The sequence below is a fragment of the Micromonospora sp. NPDC049107 genome (assembly GCF_040648595.1).
Classification (GTDB): domain Bacteria; phylum Actinomycetota; class Actinomycetes; order Mycobacteriales; family Micromonosporaceae; genus Micromonospora.
Window position 1 is genome coordinate 175,693 of record NZ_JBEZEC010000008.1, and the last position, 14,025, is coordinate 189,717.

The 14,025-nt window shown below is 72.3% G+C and carries 16 protein-coding genes and 1 tRNA gene; 8 read left to right on the forward strand and 9 right to left on the reverse strand.

Annotated elements, in window-relative coordinates; translation table 11 throughout:
* Nucleotides 1–111: 111 nt before the first annotated feature.
* Nucleotides 112–1,188, reverse strand: coding sequence for an LCP family protein (locus AB0B55_RS20815; protein WP_357173064.1), 1,077 nt, complete (start codon nucleotides 1,186–1,188; stop codon nucleotides 112–114).
* 215 nt (nucleotides 1,189–1,403) lie between these two features.
* Between AB0B55_RS20815 and AB0B55_RS20820 the strand changes: the two genes are divergently transcribed.
* Together AB0B55_RS20820 and AB0B55_RS20825 are read left to right on the forward strand one after the other, a co-directional pair.
* The gene (locus tag AB0B55_RS20820; RefSeq protein ID WP_357173067.1) at nucleotides 1,404–2,222 is read left to right on the forward strand and encodes an MOSC N-terminal beta barrel domain-containing protein; all 819 of its coding nucleotides are present in this window, start codon (nucleotides 1,404–1,406) and stop codon (nucleotides 2,220–2,222) included.
* A gap of 96 nt (nucleotides 2,223–2,318) precedes the next feature.
* Nucleotides 2,319–3,353: an expansin EXLX1 family cellulose-binding protein gene (locus AB0B55_RS20825; RefSeq protein WP_357127625.1), complete on the forward strand. Its 1,035-nt coding sequence runs from the start codon at nucleotides 2,319–2,321 to the stop codon at nucleotides 3,351–3,353.
* Nucleotides 3,354–3,376: 23 nt separating this feature from the next.
* Here the strand turns inward: AB0B55_RS20825 and AB0B55_RS20830 are convergent, their stop codons facing one another.
* The 4 genes from AB0B55_RS20830 to bcp all read right to left on the reverse strand — a co-directional run bounded on the left by AB0B55_RS20830 (nucleotide 3,377) and on the right by bcp (nucleotide 5,143).
* Nucleotides 3,377–3,904, reverse strand: coding sequence for a GNAT family N-acetyltransferase (locus AB0B55_RS20830; protein ID WP_357173070.1), 528 nt, complete (start codon nucleotides 3,902–3,904; stop codon nucleotides 3,377–3,379).
* 70 nt (nucleotides 3,905–3,974) lie between these two features.
* Nucleotides 3,975–4,048, reverse strand: a tRNA-Leu gene (locus tag AB0B55_RS20835).
* Complete coding sequence (locus AB0B55_RS20840) at nucleotides 4,039–4,635, reverse strand: HNH endonuclease signature motif containing protein (RefSeq protein WP_357127619.1); 597 nt, start codon at nucleotides 4,633–4,635, stop codon at nucleotides 4,039–4,041. Before AB0B55_RS20840 ends, AB0B55_RS20835 begins: the two co-directional genes overlap by 10 nt.
* A gap of 31 nt (nucleotides 4,636–4,666) precedes the next feature.
* On the reverse strand, nucleotides 4,667–5,143 hold the full coding sequence (gene bcp, locus AB0B55_RS20845) for a thioredoxin-dependent thiol peroxidase (protein WP_357173073.1): 477 nt from the start codon (nucleotides 5,141–5,143) through the stop codon (nucleotides 4,667–4,669).
* 232 nt (nucleotides 5,144–5,375) lie between these two features.
* Between bcp and AB0B55_RS20850 the strand changes: the two genes are divergently transcribed.
* Genes AB0B55_RS20850 through AB0B55_RS20865 form a run of 4 tightly spaced genes read left to right on the forward strand, consistent with a single transcriptional unit; the run spans nucleotide 5,376 to nucleotide 8,051 of the window.
* Nucleotides 5,376–6,095 (forward strand): energy-coupling factor ABC transporter permease, encoded by a 720-nt coding sequence (locus tag AB0B55_RS20850; RefSeq protein ID WP_357127613.1) that lies wholly within the window; start codon nucleotides 5,376–5,378, stop codon nucleotides 6,093–6,095.
* Nucleotides 6,092–6,511, forward strand: a complete 420-nt coding sequence (locus AB0B55_RS20855; RefSeq protein ID WP_357127610.1) for a PDGLE domain-containing protein — start codon at nucleotides 6,092–6,094, stop codon at nucleotides 6,509–6,511. Before AB0B55_RS20850 ends, AB0B55_RS20855 begins: the two co-directional genes overlap by 4 nt.
* 14 nt (nucleotides 6,512–6,525) lie before the next feature.
* Nucleotides 6,526–7,296 (forward strand): cobalt ECF transporter T component CbiQ, encoded by a 771-nt coding sequence (gene cbiQ, locus AB0B55_RS20860; RefSeq protein WP_357127607.1) that lies wholly within the window; start codon nucleotides 6,526–6,528, stop codon nucleotides 7,294–7,296.
* The gene (locus tag AB0B55_RS20865) at nucleotides 7,293–8,051 is read left to right on the forward strand and encodes an ABC transporter ATP-binding protein (RefSeq protein WP_357127605.1); all 759 of its coding nucleotides are present in this window, start codon (nucleotides 7,293–7,295) and stop codon (nucleotides 8,049–8,051) included. Before cbiQ ends, AB0B55_RS20865 begins: the two co-directional genes overlap by 4 nt.
* 96 nt (nucleotides 8,052–8,147) lie before the next feature.
* On the opposite strand, the gene AB0B55_RS20870 is transcribed toward AB0B55_RS20865, so the two are convergent.
* The 4 genes from AB0B55_RS20870 to AB0B55_RS20885 are packed head-to-tail and all read right to left on the reverse strand — an operon-like array spanning nucleotide 8,148 to nucleotide 11,080.
* A complete protein-coding gene (locus tag AB0B55_RS20870; protein ID WP_357173076.1) occupies nucleotides 8,148–9,227 on the reverse strand; it encodes a hypothetical protein in 1,080 nt (359 codons plus the stop codon).
* Complete coding sequence (locus AB0B55_RS20875) at nucleotides 9,224–9,940, reverse strand: thioredoxin domain-containing protein (protein WP_357127599.1); 717 nt, start codon at nucleotides 9,938–9,940, stop codon at nucleotides 9,224–9,226. Before AB0B55_RS20875 ends, AB0B55_RS20870 begins: the two co-directional genes overlap by 4 nt.
* Nucleotides 9,933–10,457 carry a MauE/DoxX family redox-associated membrane protein gene (locus tag AB0B55_RS20880; protein WP_357173079.1) on the reverse strand — a complete coding sequence of 175 codons (525 nt, stop codon included), beginning with the start codon at nucleotides 10,455–10,457 and terminating at the stop codon, nucleotides 9,933–9,935. The genes AB0B55_RS20875 and AB0B55_RS20880 overlap by 8 nt, the downstream gene beginning before the upstream one ends.
* Nucleotides 10,458–10,489: 32 nt before the next feature.
* A complete protein-coding gene (locus AB0B55_RS20885; RefSeq protein WP_357127593.1) occupies nucleotides 10,490–11,080 on the reverse strand; it encodes a sigma-70 family RNA polymerase sigma factor in 591 nt (196 codons plus the stop codon).
* Nucleotides 11,081–11,282: 202 nt separating this feature from the next.
* Here AB0B55_RS20885 and AB0B55_RS20890 point away from each other — a divergent pair, with 202 nt between their 5' ends.
* Nucleotides 11,283–12,947: a copper resistance protein CopC gene (locus tag AB0B55_RS20890; protein WP_357173082.1), complete on the forward strand. Its 1,665-nt coding sequence runs from the start codon at nucleotides 11,283–11,285 to the stop codon at nucleotides 12,945–12,947.
* 17 nt (nucleotides 12,948–12,964) lie between these two features.
* The gene (locus AB0B55_RS20895) at nucleotides 12,965–13,696 is read left to right on the forward strand and encodes a YcnI family protein (protein WP_357173085.1); all 732 of its coding nucleotides are present in this window, start codon (nucleotides 12,965–12,967) and stop codon (nucleotides 13,694–13,696) included.
* Nucleotides 13,697–14,025: the final 329 nt, after the last annotated feature.

Consider the following 14,025-nt stretch of genomic DNA (forward strand, 5'->3'; position numbering starts at 1 on the left):
CTGTGGACCTCCCCCGTGAACGCCCCAGTCACTTCCCACGACCAGAACGGCGACCGAAATCTACGATCGGTCGGGACGCGCCACCATGGTCGGCAGATGAACGTCGATGTCCTACTGTGCCGAGGACAGGATCTCCGGCACGTTGTCGCTGCGCACCGCCCCGAAGACCCTTGCGGCCTTCTCCTTGTCGGCCAGCACCACGCTCTCGCTGCCGATCATGCCGGTGCCCTTCGTGGGACAGGTCAGGAACGTCAGGTTGCCGCTGCGCAGATCGCGCAGCTCGGATGCCAGGTCGAGCAGGTTCAGCGACTTGTCCACCGCCACCGCGTCCGCCGTGGCCTTGACGAACGAGTTGAGCTTGGCCGGGTTGGCCAGCGTCCCGCCGGATGCCGCCTTGTCCAGGATCGCCTTGATGACCTGCTGCTGGTGCCGGATCCGGGCGAAGTCGCCGTCGGCGAAGGCGTGGCGTTCTCGTGCGTAGTCGAGCGCCGCGGCACCGTCCATCCGCTGCCGGCCCGCCTTGAACGTACGGCTGCCGTTGAGCGCGTAGAGCGTCGTGAAGCCCTTCTCCACGTCCACGTCGATGCCGCCGAGGGCGTCCACGATCTCCTTGAAGCCACCGAAGTCGACCATCGTCACGTGATCGACCCGTACGCCTGTGAACTTCTCCACCGTCTGCACCATCAGCGGAACGCCACCCCAGGCGAACGAGGCGTTGATCTTCGCGTCGCGGCCGCCCCGCCCCTGCGCCGACTTCGGGATGCTCACCCACGTGTCGCGAGGAATGGAGATGAGCTGCGCGCTGGACCGGTCCTTCGGAAGGTGGGCCAGGATGATCGTGTCGGTGCGGGAGCCGTCGTCGCTCTCCGGGTCACGCGAGTCGCTGCCGAGGATCATGATGTTCATGGCGCCCTTGGCCTTCTCGGCCACCTGGGGACGCTCGGCCTCGGGCACACCGTCGAACGCGTCGACCCGTTCGATCCCGTTGTTGATCGATCGGTAGTAGAGGCCTCCGGCGACCGCGCCGCCACCGACGACAAGCGCCAGAACCACGAGCGTGATCAGGGCGATCTTCTTCCACCTGCGACGCTTCGGACGCGCCTCTTCCGTCGGCTCAGTCGGCTCGGTGGGTGACTGCGCCGCGATCTGCTGAGTCTCGGGTTCCGCGTACTCCTGGCGATACTGCATGGGCGCGATGCTACTGATTTCACGTTCCAGCCATGTACCCCCAATGGTGCCTATCCGGGTCCGTTTGGCGACTGAAAGTTTTTTCTCGACAGGCAGTGGCCCAACCTGGTGCGAAGCAGCCGTGGACGCAACGAAGCTCCGACGGGCCATCGCCTGCGAGAGCCCCTCCGACCACCGGCATCCCGGCGACGGCATCGGCATGTCATGGTTACCGGGTGCGGCTGACCTCGATCCACACGTACCCCGTCAAGGGTTGTCACCGGCTCGACCACGACGGCGCGTTCGTGCAGCCGTGGGGCCTGGCCGGCGACCGACGCTGGATGGTGGTGGACGCCGACGGCGTCGGCGTCACCCAGCGGGACACGACCCGCCTGGTCGGCCTGCGGGCCAGCGTGCGCCCCGGCGGCCTGGTGTTGCGCGCCGACGGCAGGCCCGACCTCGACGTGCCGGAACCGGCCGGCGGCGAGCCGGTGCGGGTGCGGACCTTCCGCAGCCGGACGACCTCCGTCCCCGCGCTGCACGCCGGCCCGGCCGCTGACGCCTGGCTCGGCGCGCTCCTCGGCCGTCCCGTCCGGCTGGTCTGGATGGCCAGTCCGACGCGACACCTGCCCGCCGCCGGGCGCGAGTACGACACCGGCGACCAGGTCAGCTTCGCCGATGCCTACCCGCTGCTGCTGACCAGCACCGGCTCCCTCGACGCCCTCAACGGCTGGCTCGCCGACGCGGGGGAGGAGCCGGTGCCGATGACCCGATTCCGGCCCAACCTGGTCGTCGACGGAGCGCCGGCCTGGGCCGAGGACGGGTGGGCGGGCCGGTCGCTGCGCGTCGGCGACGTGCGGCTGCGCGCCGCCGGGCCGTGCGACCGCTGCGTGGTCACCACCACCGACCAGGAGACCGGGGTACGCGCCAAGGAGCCCCTACGCACCCTCGGCCGCCACCGCAACATCCGCCAGAAGCTCCTGTTCGGACTGAACGTGGTGCCCGTCGACAGTGGACCGATACGGATCGGCGACCCGCTCGTCGTCGAACCCTGACCGGCCAGCGGCGGGCTCGTCACCGTCCGTCGATGCTCTCTTAGCTTTCGCTTAGCCGCCTTGTCCGGCCGTACGCCGTTCCGGCAGCATCGCGACGTGACCGACGGAAGCGCTCCCGGCGGCGTCGAGGATCCCGCCCTCGCCGTCAAGGACGTCGACATCGACCTCGACCTGGACCGCGTTCCGGACGACCGGCCCGCGTCCTCGTCCGGCCCGATGCCCTGGCTGGTCGCCACCGGCGTCACCGTGCTCGCGGCGGCCCTCGGACTCACCCTGACCCTGCGGTCCGGCTCCACCCCGGCCTGCGCCGCCGGGCGGACCCTCGCCGCCGCGCCACCCACCGGCACCGCCACCCACAGCGGCAAGGCCACCTTCTACGACTCCAAGGGCGCCGGCGGCAACTGCTCGAACCCGGCCGCGCCGGCCAACCGGCTCTACGTCGCCCTCGGCCCCACCGAGTACGCCGCAGGCGCCGCCTGCGGCGGTTTCCTCGACGTCACCGGCCCGAAGGGCGCCGTCCGGGTCCTGATCATGGACCAGTGCCCGGAGTGCGAGCCCGGACACCTCGACCTGTCCCGGGAGGCGTTCGCCCGGATCGCCGACCCGGTCCAGGGGCTCGTCCAGGTCACCTACCGCGCGGCCGTCAACCCGCCGCTGCCCGGCCCGCTGACCTTCCGCATCAAGGAGGGCGCGTCGCAGTTCTGGTTCGCCGTCCGGATCGGCAACCACGGCAACCCGCTGCGCGCCGTCGAGGTGCGCCAGGGCACCAGCGGCCCGTGGCGGGCAACCGCCCGGCAGGACTACAACTACTGGCTGCTGGCCTCCGGCGCGGGCCCCGGCCCGTACAGCGTGCGGGTCAGCGACGTGTACGGACACCGGGTCACCGTGTCCGGCATCCGCATGACGCCGGGCCAGGTGCAGACGAGCGTGGTGCGAATGTACGAGCGCGGCGTCGTCGCCGCGACCACGCGTCCGCCTACGACGACCCGTCCGCCGGTCGCCCGACCCAACGGCACGCCGACACCGGCCCGCCGCGCCGACAAGGTGGCCGTGGCGAACGCGCCGGCCACCCCGGCCGCCGACGGGCCCTCCACGCGACCCGCCGGGGCGACCGCCCGCTGGTGCGGCTGAGCCCTGCGCGGCGCTCCGGTCCCTCAGTCGGTCGGGGTCAGGTCCAGCCACATGAGGATCTCGTCCCGGTCGTCGCCCGGCGCCACCCGCAGCGCGCCCGGCAGTCGGCCGATCTCCCGGTATCCGAGGCGGCGGTAGAACCCGTCCAACCCCAACCCGTCGCGCACCGTCACGTGCAGCGCCTCGTGGCCCATCTCGCGGCCCAGCCGCGCGGCCTCGCGCATCAGCGCCGACCCGCAGCCCGTGCCCTGCTGGTCCGGGTGGACCATCACCCGTTTCAGCACACACCAGTGCGCCTTGAGCCCGAACCGGTTGTCGCGGAAGACCAGCACCGCGACGGGCCGGTCACCGTCGTATCCGACCAGGAGCCGGTCCGGCCCGTCGGCGACGCCCGCGAACGTCGGGTCGGCGATCGTACGGACGTCGGTGGCGGTCACCGGTGGCACGAAACCCACCGCGCCGCCGGCGTTGCTGACGTCCACCCAGAGGGCGACGATCTCGGCGCGCAGCCGAGGGGTCAGCTCGGGATCCAGGACGAAGCGCAGAGTCACGGCGCCCATCCTGACCGGTCGACCGGGCTCGTGGCCCACCACCGTGACGCGGTCGACAACCGATCTGTTGTGGGGCCGACGGGATTCGAACCCGCACTGGTGCGGACCTAAACCGCATGCCTCCTGCCGTTGGGCTACGGCCCCTTGAAACTGAACTCCACCGGCGTCCACGGCCATTCTGGTCGACGAGGTAGTCGTCGGCCTATCCGAAAACCCGTTGGAGTAACCGCCTCAGGATCGTAGACCACCTCGGGCGCGATGGGTGCAGCCCGTCGTTGCCCAGCGTAGGTGGAGGTCTGGCTGTGGCAGTTCGGGCATAGCAGCCGCAGGTTGCAGGGCCGGTTGTCGAGGAAGTCGCCGTTGATGTGATCGACGTGCAGTGTCAGTGGTCGTCCCTGCCATGACGATCCTGTCCCGCACATCTCGCAGGTCTCGGGAAGGCCGATTGTCGCCAGGGCGCGCTTGAGGCGGAACCCAGGGATCCGGCGAGAGCCATCGGGTAGTACGACCATCAGCTCGACGGGGGACAGCCGCCGCCACCGCACGCCTCGGTTGTGCGCCTGGCCCGTGAAGTGCGACGTGTCGATGCCGAACTTCTTCAACTGGCGGCTGATGTGCGCGTGCGAGCCGCCGCTGACGCGTACGCCGAGCATCCGCATCACCTCGGTGATGTTGCGGGCGGCGGCGGCCGCCTCGGCGAGCAGCTCCGGTGTGTATTTGTATCGGACCATTGACGCACGGTAGCGGTCCGGTGGGACAGTCTCAGTCGAGCCCGAGGTCGCGGCGGAGCTTGGCGACGTGCCCGGTGGCCTTGACGTTGTAGAGCGCCCGCTCGATCTTGCCGTCGCCGTCGATGACGAACGTGGAGCGGATCACGCCGGTGACGGTCTTGCCGTACAGCTGCTTCTCGCCGTACGCGCCGTACGCGGTGAGCACCGCCTTGTCCGCGTCGGACACCAGCGGGAACGTGATCGCGTCGCGGTCGCGGAACTTGGCCAGCTTCGCCGGCTTGTCGGGGGATACGCCGACCACCTCGTAGCCGGCCGCCTGGAGCGAGGCGAGCGAGTCGCGGAAGTCGCAGGCCTGCTTGGTGCAGCCGGGGGTCATCGCGGCCGGGTAGGCGTACAGGACCACTTTGCGGCCGCGCAGGTCGGCCAGGGAGAGCTGGTCGCCGGTGTCGGTGGGCAGGGTCCACTCGGGCGCGGGGTCACCGGGGGAGAGACGATCGGGCGCGGTCATGGCCCTGACCCTACCGCCGGGCGTGCGCGCCCCGCGTCGCCGGCGCGCGCCGGCTCGTGTTCCTGGAAAGCGCGGTGTCCCCGAGCCGCGGACACCGCGACATCAGGGAAACCGGGGTCGACCGAAGTGATCAAGACCATGCGTTGTTGCCAGAGTCTGGCAACAACAAGTCGTAGGAAATAGGCTGACCCCCGCCGGGTCCGGACGGGTCCGCTGACGCGTGGGAGGTCGCGTGGAAACACTGGCGATGCACATCTCGAACGGGATCATCGACGGTCCCGTGGCGGCGATCTTCGCTGCGCTCGCGCTCGTCGCGCTCACCTACTGCGTCCTGCGTGGCCGGCGGGACCTGGACGACCGGCTCGCCCCGATGGCCGGCCTGGTGGCGGCGTTCATCTTCGCCGTGCAGATGCTCAACTTTCCGATCTTCACGGCGGGCGTGAGTGGTCACCTGCTCGGTGGCGCGCTCGCCGCGATGCTGGTCGGCCCGTGGGTCGGTGCGCTCTGCGTGGCCGTGGTCCTCGTCGTACAGGCCCTGATCTTCGGTGACGGTGGGGTGGCGATGCTCGGCCTCAACATCACCAACATGGCGCTGCTCGGCACCGCCGCCGCGTACCTGTTGATCTCGGTCCTGCTGCGGGTGCTGCCCCGCACGCGGGCGGGCCTGGCGGTGACCGCGTTCGTCGCGGCCCTGGTCAGCGTGGTGGTCGCGTCCCAGGGCTTCGTCGTGGAGTACTGGCTGGGCGGCACCACCGACCTGGGCAACAACCTGGCCGGTCTGGCCGGCACGATGGCCGGCGTCCACGTGCTGATCGGCATCGGCGAGGGCCTGATCACCGCGACGACCGTGCTCACCGTCGCGAAGGTCCGCCCCGACCTGGTGTACGCGCTGCGTTCCCTGCGTACCCCGACCACCACCCCCGCCGTCCCGGTCACCGGAGGTGTCCGATGAAGAACCGTTCCTGGGCCTTTCTGGCCGGTGGCCTGCTGGTCGCCCTGCTGCTCGCCGGCGTGGTGAGCAACTACGCCTCGTCGCACCCGGACGGGCTGGACTCCTCCCTGCTCAAGGGCTGCACCGTCGACGCCGACGACAACATCGTCGGTGGCAGCTGCCCGGCGCAGCAGGCCAGGGACCACGAGTTGGGCGACAGCCCGCTGGCCGACTACGGCGTACGGGGGGTGGAGAACAGCTTCCTCTCGACCGGTCTCTCCGGGGTGCTCGGCGTGTTAGTGACCTTCGCGATCGGCCTCGGCGGCTTCTGGCTGCTGCGCCGCCGGGACACCGCGCCGGCCACGGGCGACGGGGGCACGTCCGCCGAGGGCGCGGCGGTCGCCGTTGGGCACGGCCGCACCGGCACGAGCGACTGAGCAGGGGGTACGCGATGGGCGCCGGTCACGGGCACGTGCTGTACCGCGAGTCGGCCTCGCCGGTGCACCGGCTCCCACCCGAGGTCAAGATCGTGGCGATGGTGGTCTTCACGATCGCCGTGGTGGCCACTCCGCGCGAGGCGTTCTGGGCCTTCGGGGCGTACGCCCTGTTGGTGGCGCTGGTGGCGGCGCTGGCCCGGGTGGGGCCGCGCTGGCTGCTCAGCCGCGCGTTGATCGAGGTGCCGTTCGTGCTGTTCGCGGTCGCGCTGCCGTTCCTCGGTGCGGGCGAGCGGGTCGAGGTGCTGGGTCTGCGGCTGTCCGAGGACGGCCTGCACGGCGCGTGGAACATCCTGGCCAAGGGCACCCTCGGCGTCCTCGCCTCGCTGCTGCTGGCCGCGACCACCACCACCCGCGACCTGATCGTCGGGCTGGACCGGTTGCACTGCCCGCAGATCCTCACCCAGATCGCCACGTTCATGCTGCGCTACCTCGACGTGTTGGTCGGCGAGGCGCGGCGGATGCGGGTGGCGCGCATCTCGCGGGGCGACGACCCGCGCTTCCTGTGGCAGTTGCGTGGCTTCGCCGCCGGCATCGGCGCGCTGTTCCTGCGCGCTTTCGAACGCGGTGAGCGGGTCTACCTGGCGATGCTGTCGCGGGGCTACACCGGGCGGATGCCCGCCGTGTGGCAGGGCGACGGCGCGGCGACCGCCGGTCAGTGGCTGGTCGCGGCGACCGTGCCGGTGGTGGCGGCCTCCATCGCCGCGACCGCCGTCGTGCTGACATGATCGGAGTCGTGCAGACCGCCCTCTCGCTGGACGTTCGTGGTGTTCGGTACGCGTACCCGGACGGGCACGTGGCGCTGCACGGCGTGGACCTGGCGGTGCCGCGCGGCGACCGGGTGGCGCTGCTCGGTCCCAACGGCGCCGGCAAGACCACGCTGGTGCTGCACCTCAACGGCATCCTCACGCCCACCGAGGGCAGCGTGAGCGTCGGCGGGCTGACGGTCACTCCGGACCGGGCGACGCTGGCCGAGGTACGCCGCCGGGTGGGCATCGTCTTTCAGGACCCGGACGACCAACTCTTCCTGCCCACGGTGGCGGAGGATGTGGCGTTCGGGCCCGCCAACCTGGGGTTGCGCGGGGCGGAGTTGGCGGCCCGGGTCGACGAGGCGCTGGCCGCCGTGGGGATGAGCGAGCACCGCGCCCGAGCCCCGCAGCACCTCTCGTTCGGGCAGCGCCGACGGGTGGCGGTGGCGACCGTGCTGGCCATGCACCCGGAGATCCTGGTGCTGGACGAGCCGTCGTCGAACCTGGACCCGGCGGCCCGCCGTGAGCTGGCCGAGATCCTGCGGGGCCTGCCGGTGACCCTGCTGATGGTCACCCACGACCTGCCGTACGCGGCGGAGCTGTGCGAGCGCTCGGTGATCCTGGACGGCGGCCGGATCGCGGCGGACGCCCCAACCCGCACGCTGCTCGGTGACGCCCCCCTACTGGCGAAGCACCGCCTGGAGCTCCCGTACGGCTTCACCCCACACCTCTGACCCCCGCACCCCGGTCCCGCGATCTTGCACTTGCTGGCCCGACAGATGCCGCGAATGCCGGTACTTCGGCGACACAAACTGCAAGATCGCGGGAGGTCAGGGGGTGGGGGTGAGGGCGGCGGCCCGGGAGGCCGCGTGTAGGCGTAGGACGCCGGCGGCTGTTGCGCCGACGCCGGTGATCAGGAACGCCGCCACCATGACCCGAGCGACCCCGGGCGACCAGGGCACCGGGGCGACGGACCGGGCGAACACGGCGGCGTTCGCCACCCCGGCGAAGAGCGCCAGGCAGGCCCCGGCCAGCGCCACCGCGAAGTCAGCCGCGGGGCGGCTGCGCAGCGCGTACCAGCCGGCGGCGACCGCGCCGAGGCCGGTGAGCAGCGACCAGATCTGCCCGGACAGCAGCCCGGACAGCACCCCACCGACGCCCTGGGCGCCCGCGTCGATCTCCCGTCCCACCGGATAGCCGACCGCTACCGCGCCGCCGACGACGAGCAACGCGCCGAGTACGGCCAGCGCCCGCGCACCGGCGGTGGAGGCGGCGGCGAACAGGCCGAGCGCACCCACCGCGAGCAGGCCGACGATGCTCACCGCCCACCAGGTGTACGCGTCCGGCGGCGGCACCCAGTCCAGGGTGCCGCCGATCGTCAGCGGGTCGGTGCCGTCGCGCAGCGGCACCGTCCAGTCCCGGACCCGGTGCTCGCGCTCCGGCGCGGCGCGTACCTCCGCTGGCGGCGTCGACTCCGGCCACAGTGCCCGTTGGTCGTGCCAGCGTGCCGTGGTCCCGTCGGCGATGCGCCGCCAGGACGGTGCGGCGGCCGGGTCGGCGTCGGCCGGAAGCGCGGTGTCGCCGGCGAGGGTGCGGTTGAGGTACGTGGCGGGGGAGCGGGTGTTCTCGAAGACACCGTCGGGACCGATCCGCAGGTACGGCTCGCCGGAGTAGCCGATCACCTCGACCGCCCGGCCGGTGCGGTTGGTCAGCTCCAGGCGTGCGCCCGCCTCGATGACCCGGACCGTCAGACCGGGCCGGGCCGGCGTGACGCCGCTGACGCGGGCGCGGTAGTCGGTGCCGTCCGGGGCGTCCGCGCCGTGTGCGGCGGCGGGCGCCGCGCCGAGCAGCGTCGCCGCGCACGCGGCGGCGGCGATCAGGCCGGCGCGCGCCAGGACGGTACGGATCACTTGCCGGCCGCCGCCACGGCTGCGGTGAGGCCCTGCGGGGTGCGGTCGGCGAGTGGCTGACCGTTGACGAGGATGGTGGGCGTGCCGGTGACGTCGCTGCGGCTGGCCTCCTCGGTGACGTGCTCGGTCCACGTCTTGTACGTGCCGTCCTTCACGCAGCCGCCGAACGAGCCCCGGTCCAGCCCCACGCCGACGCCGATGTCGATCAGTTCGTCGTCGCTGAGCCCGGCGCTGTCCTCGGGTGGCTGCTTGGCGAAGAGCGCTTTGGCGTACTCGCGGAACTTGCCGCCGGCCGCCGCGCAGCCGGACGCGGCCGACGAGCGGGTGGAGTACTCGGTGCTGGAGAAGCGGTTGAGGTAGGCGACCGGGTGGTACACCACCTTCGCCTTGTTCTCGGACGCCAACTGCTCCAACGTCGCGCCGCTGCTCTGCTCGAACTGGTTGCAGACCGGGCAGAGGAAGTCCTCGTAGACGTCGACGGTGACCGGGCCGCCGCCGGTGACGATGCCGGTGCCGGGCCCGTTGGCGCCGGGCGGCGTGGTGAAGCTGTCCGAGCGCTGGTTGGACCAGACGCCCCAGCCGATCAGTCCGGCGATGACCAGTACCGCGACGGCGGCGGCGGACACCCAGATCGTGCGGCGGCGACGTCGTTCGCGGGCCAGTTGCTCGCGGACCACCCGGGCCGCGTCCCGCTGACCCTTGCGACTACTCATCCTCGTCCTCCATGGCGGGTTCGGCGGACAGCCAGCCGTCCACTGATACGGGCGTACGCGGCCACACCACCAGAAATCCGGCCAGTACCAAGAATCCCAGGTCCCGCAGGATCTCCGGGAGGTAACTCGGGGCCTGCCCCTCGGCGAGCTGCCCGCCGCTGCCGAAGCAGCCGCAGTCGATGGCCAGGCCACGCGCCCAGGCCGAGGAGATTCCCGCGATGAAGACCAGCAGCAGGGCGGTCGAGATCGCCGCGGTGAGCCGGGAGGCCAGACCGAGCAGCAGGAGCACGCCCAGGGCCAGCTCGACGAAGGGCAGCGCCGCGCCGATCACGGTCGCGGCGTCGTACGGCAGCACCTGGTACGCGTTCACGGCCCGACCCGAGGCGGCCAGGTCACCGACCTTCGACGCCCCGGCGACGAGCCAGACGGCGGCGAGGCCGAGGCGGGCCGCCGTGCCGAGCCAGGGCCGGACAGCCGCCCAACGGCCGACCCGCGTGGGGGGTGCAGTCACGCTCATTTGTCGTTCCGTCTCAGCCGGAAGTTCCCGGCTCAGCCGGTGCGGGCGTCGTCGACCGCCGCGACCAGCTCGTCGCGGGCTCGGGCGACCCGGGAGCGGATGGTGCCCACGGGCACTCCCTCGACGGCGGCGGCCTCGGCGTACGAGAGACCGAGCAGTTGGGTGAGCACGAACGCCGCCCGTCGCTCGGGGCTCAGCCGCCGCACGAGGTCGTCGGCGCCGAGCTGCCCGGCGTGGTCGGGGTGCGGACGGTCGGTGTGGGCGTTCGCGACCAGTCGCTCGTCGAGGCGACGTCGGCGGACCACCGTGCGCAGGTGGTCGGCGCAGGCGCGCCGGGCGATGCCGAGCAGCCAGGTGCGGGCGCTGGACCGGCCCTCGAACGCCGGCAGGGCCTTGAACGCCCGCAGGTACGTCTCCTGGGCGAGGTCGTCGGCGCTGTCCGGGCCGACCAGGGCGGCGGTGAAGCGCCAGACCTCGGCCTGGGTCAACCGCACGAACACCGCCTGGGCGGTGGGGTCGCCGTCGCGCGCGGTCAGGGCCGACTCGGTCGCCGGGTCCGGGCCGGCGTCACCGGACGGACCGGTGGGGCCGGCGGGGCCGGTGTCGCGCGGGACGGGGATCACGACAAACCAGGTTACGCGGCGTCGGGTGCGGCGTCAGGGTCCTTCGGCCCTTGGATGGTCTGCGACACGTCGGGAACTTTTCCCCGTCGTCAGCCGACTACCTGCTCATGACACGCGACCTCTCCCGCGCGGCGATGGCGGCTGAGCGGAATTGAGCCGTTCGCCCGACTCGGTTCGCCGAGATCCACTGGGGTCGGCGACCATGGCAGGCATGACTGTCGCCCCCCGCCGCTGGGCCGCCCGGTTGGCTGCCGCCGCCGGCCTCCTGGTCACCGTCGTCGCCCTGTTGATCGCGCCAGCCACCCCGGCCAGCGCCCACGCGGTGCTGTCCAGCAGCAGCCCGGCCGCCTCCTCGGTGGTGCCGAACGGCCCATCCGAGGTGGTGCTCACCTTCAGCGAGTCGGTCCGCAAGGTCCCCGACAAGGTTCGGGTGATCGCTCCGGACGGCTCCCGGGCCGACCGGGGTGAGCCGTCGTTCGCGGGCGCGGTGGTGACCATTCCGGTGGATCCGGCCGCCGGGCGCGGCACCTACCTGGTGAGCTTCCGGGTGATCTCCGCCGACAGCCACCCGGTCTCCGGCGCGTTCACCTATTCGGTCGGCGCGCCCTCGACGCCGCCGGTTGACTCCGGCAACGACAGCCGCGCCAACCCGGTGGTGGGCACCGCCGTGAAGGTGGCCCGGTTCCTCGGGTACGCCGGTCTGGTGCTGCTGGTCGGGCCGGTCCTGGTGCTCGCCGCGCTCTGGCCCCGGCGGCTCTCCCGGCGGGGGCCCGCCCGGCTGGCCTGGGCCGGTCTCGGCCTGACGGCGCTGGCCACTCTCGCCGACCTGTGGTTGCAGGTGCCCTACACCGCCGGTGGTGGCCTCTTCGACGTGACCGGCGCGGGGTTCGGCAGCGTCTTCGGCAGTACCTTCGGCGCGGCCCACCTGGTCCGGCTCGGCCTGCTGGCCGCGGCGGCGTTCCTGCTGCGGCCGCTGCTGGAACGTCCGGCCGGCCGTACCGACGCGATCATCCTGGCGCTGCTCGGCGGGGCGGCCCTGCTGACCTGGCCGCTGGCCGGGCACCCGGCCGCCTCCCCGGCGCCGGCGGTGTCCGTGGTGGTCGACGCGGTCCACCTGGGCAGCATGGCGGTCTGGTTGGGCGGCCTGCTCATGCTCGCGGTCTTCCTGCTGCGCCAGGCCGACGAGCGGGAGTTGGGCGCGATCCTGCCCATCTGGTCGCGCTGGGCCGCGCTCGCCGTCGCGGCCCTGCTGCTGGCCGGCACCGTGCAGGCGCTGATCGAGGTGGCGACCCTCGACGCGCTCTTCAGCACCACCTACGGGCGGCTGCTGCTCGCCAAGATCGGGCTGTTCGCGATCGTGATCGCCGTGGCCGCGTACTCCCGGCAGTTGGTCCGTCGGCGGGTGGCCGCGCAGCGACCGGCGCCGGTGCGCCGGGCGGTCCTGGTGGAGTTGGCCGTCACCGCCGTGGTGCTGGCCGTGTCCGCGACCCTGGTGCAGACCGCGCCCGCGCGGACGGCGGCGGCCGACTCCTCCGGCGTCGAGGCGGGCCTCTTCTCCACCACCCTGAACAGCTCGCTCTTCTCGATGCAGGTCGAGTTGAGCCCGGCCGAGCGGGGCAACAACTCGGTGCACCTGTACGCGTACAGCAAGGACAACCTGCCGCTGCCGGTGGTGGAGTGGCGGGCGACCGCCGCGCTGCCGTCGGCCGGTATCGAGCCGATCGACGTGCCGCTGCTGCCGTTGACCGACAACCACGCGTACGGCGACATCAGCCTGCCGGCCGCCGGCGAGTGGCAGTTGAAGATCACCGCTCGCACGACCGACATCGACCAGGCCACGGTGACCGCCACCGTGCCCATCCGTTAGAGAGGTCCACGACACCCATGACCCGACTCCGGCGTACCGCATCCGCCGCTGCCGCCCTGGCGCTGACCGCCGTCGCCACCGCCGTGCTCGGCTTCGCCGGTCCGGCCTCCGCCCACGTCACGGTGAACCCGAAGGAGGCGACCCAGGGCGGCTACGCCCGGGTGGCGTTCCGGGTGCCCAACGAGAGCGACACCGCCTCGACCACCAAGCTCGAGGTGGTGCTGCCGGAGAACGCCCCGGTCGGCTCGGTGTCGACCATCCCGGTGCCGGGCTGGACGGTGGCGACGGAGAAGCGCAAGGTGGAGCCGCCGATCGAGGTGCACGGCAGCCAGCTCACCGAGGCGGTCTCCAAGATCACTTGGACGGCCACGGGTGACGCGGCCGTCAAGCCGGGGCAGTTCCAGGAGTTCGGCGTCTCGATGGGGCCGCTGCCGAAGGTCGACACGATGGTCTTCAAGACCCTCCAGACGTACTCCGACGGCAACGTCTCGCGCTGGATCGACGAGCCGCAGCCGGGCGGCGAGGAGCCGGAGAAGCCCGCCCCGGTGCTCACCCTCACGGCTGCCGCGCCGACGGCGTCGGCCGCCGCGCCGTCCGCCGTGGCCGTCGCCGACAAGGACGACGACGACGAGGGCGACGGCGTCGCCCTCGGCCTCGGCGTCGCGGGTCTCGTCGCCGGCCTGGCCGGCCTGGCACTGGGCGGCTTGGCGTTTGCCCGGACCCGCCGGGAGCCGGCCGCCAAGTCCTGATCCCGTCGCTCACCCGCTGGCCCGCCGGAAATCCGGCGGGCCAGCGTGCGTCCCGGGCCGGGAGCGGCCGTGCCGTGGATATCCCCTGATCAGCGGGCGTACGTCGGTAAGGTCGGCCGGGTATCTGGCTACGGAGGGGGACAGTGCGAATGCGGTTCGTGCGGGTGATCGCCGGAATGCTGCTGTTGGTCATCGGGATTCCGGCGCTGCTCGCCGGCGGCGGACTGTGGCTGGTCGCCCGGCACACCGATCCCGGTGGGGCCTACGCCGCCCGGTTCGAAACCGTCCGCACACCGGGCCACGCGGTCGTGGTCACCGACCTCGACCGG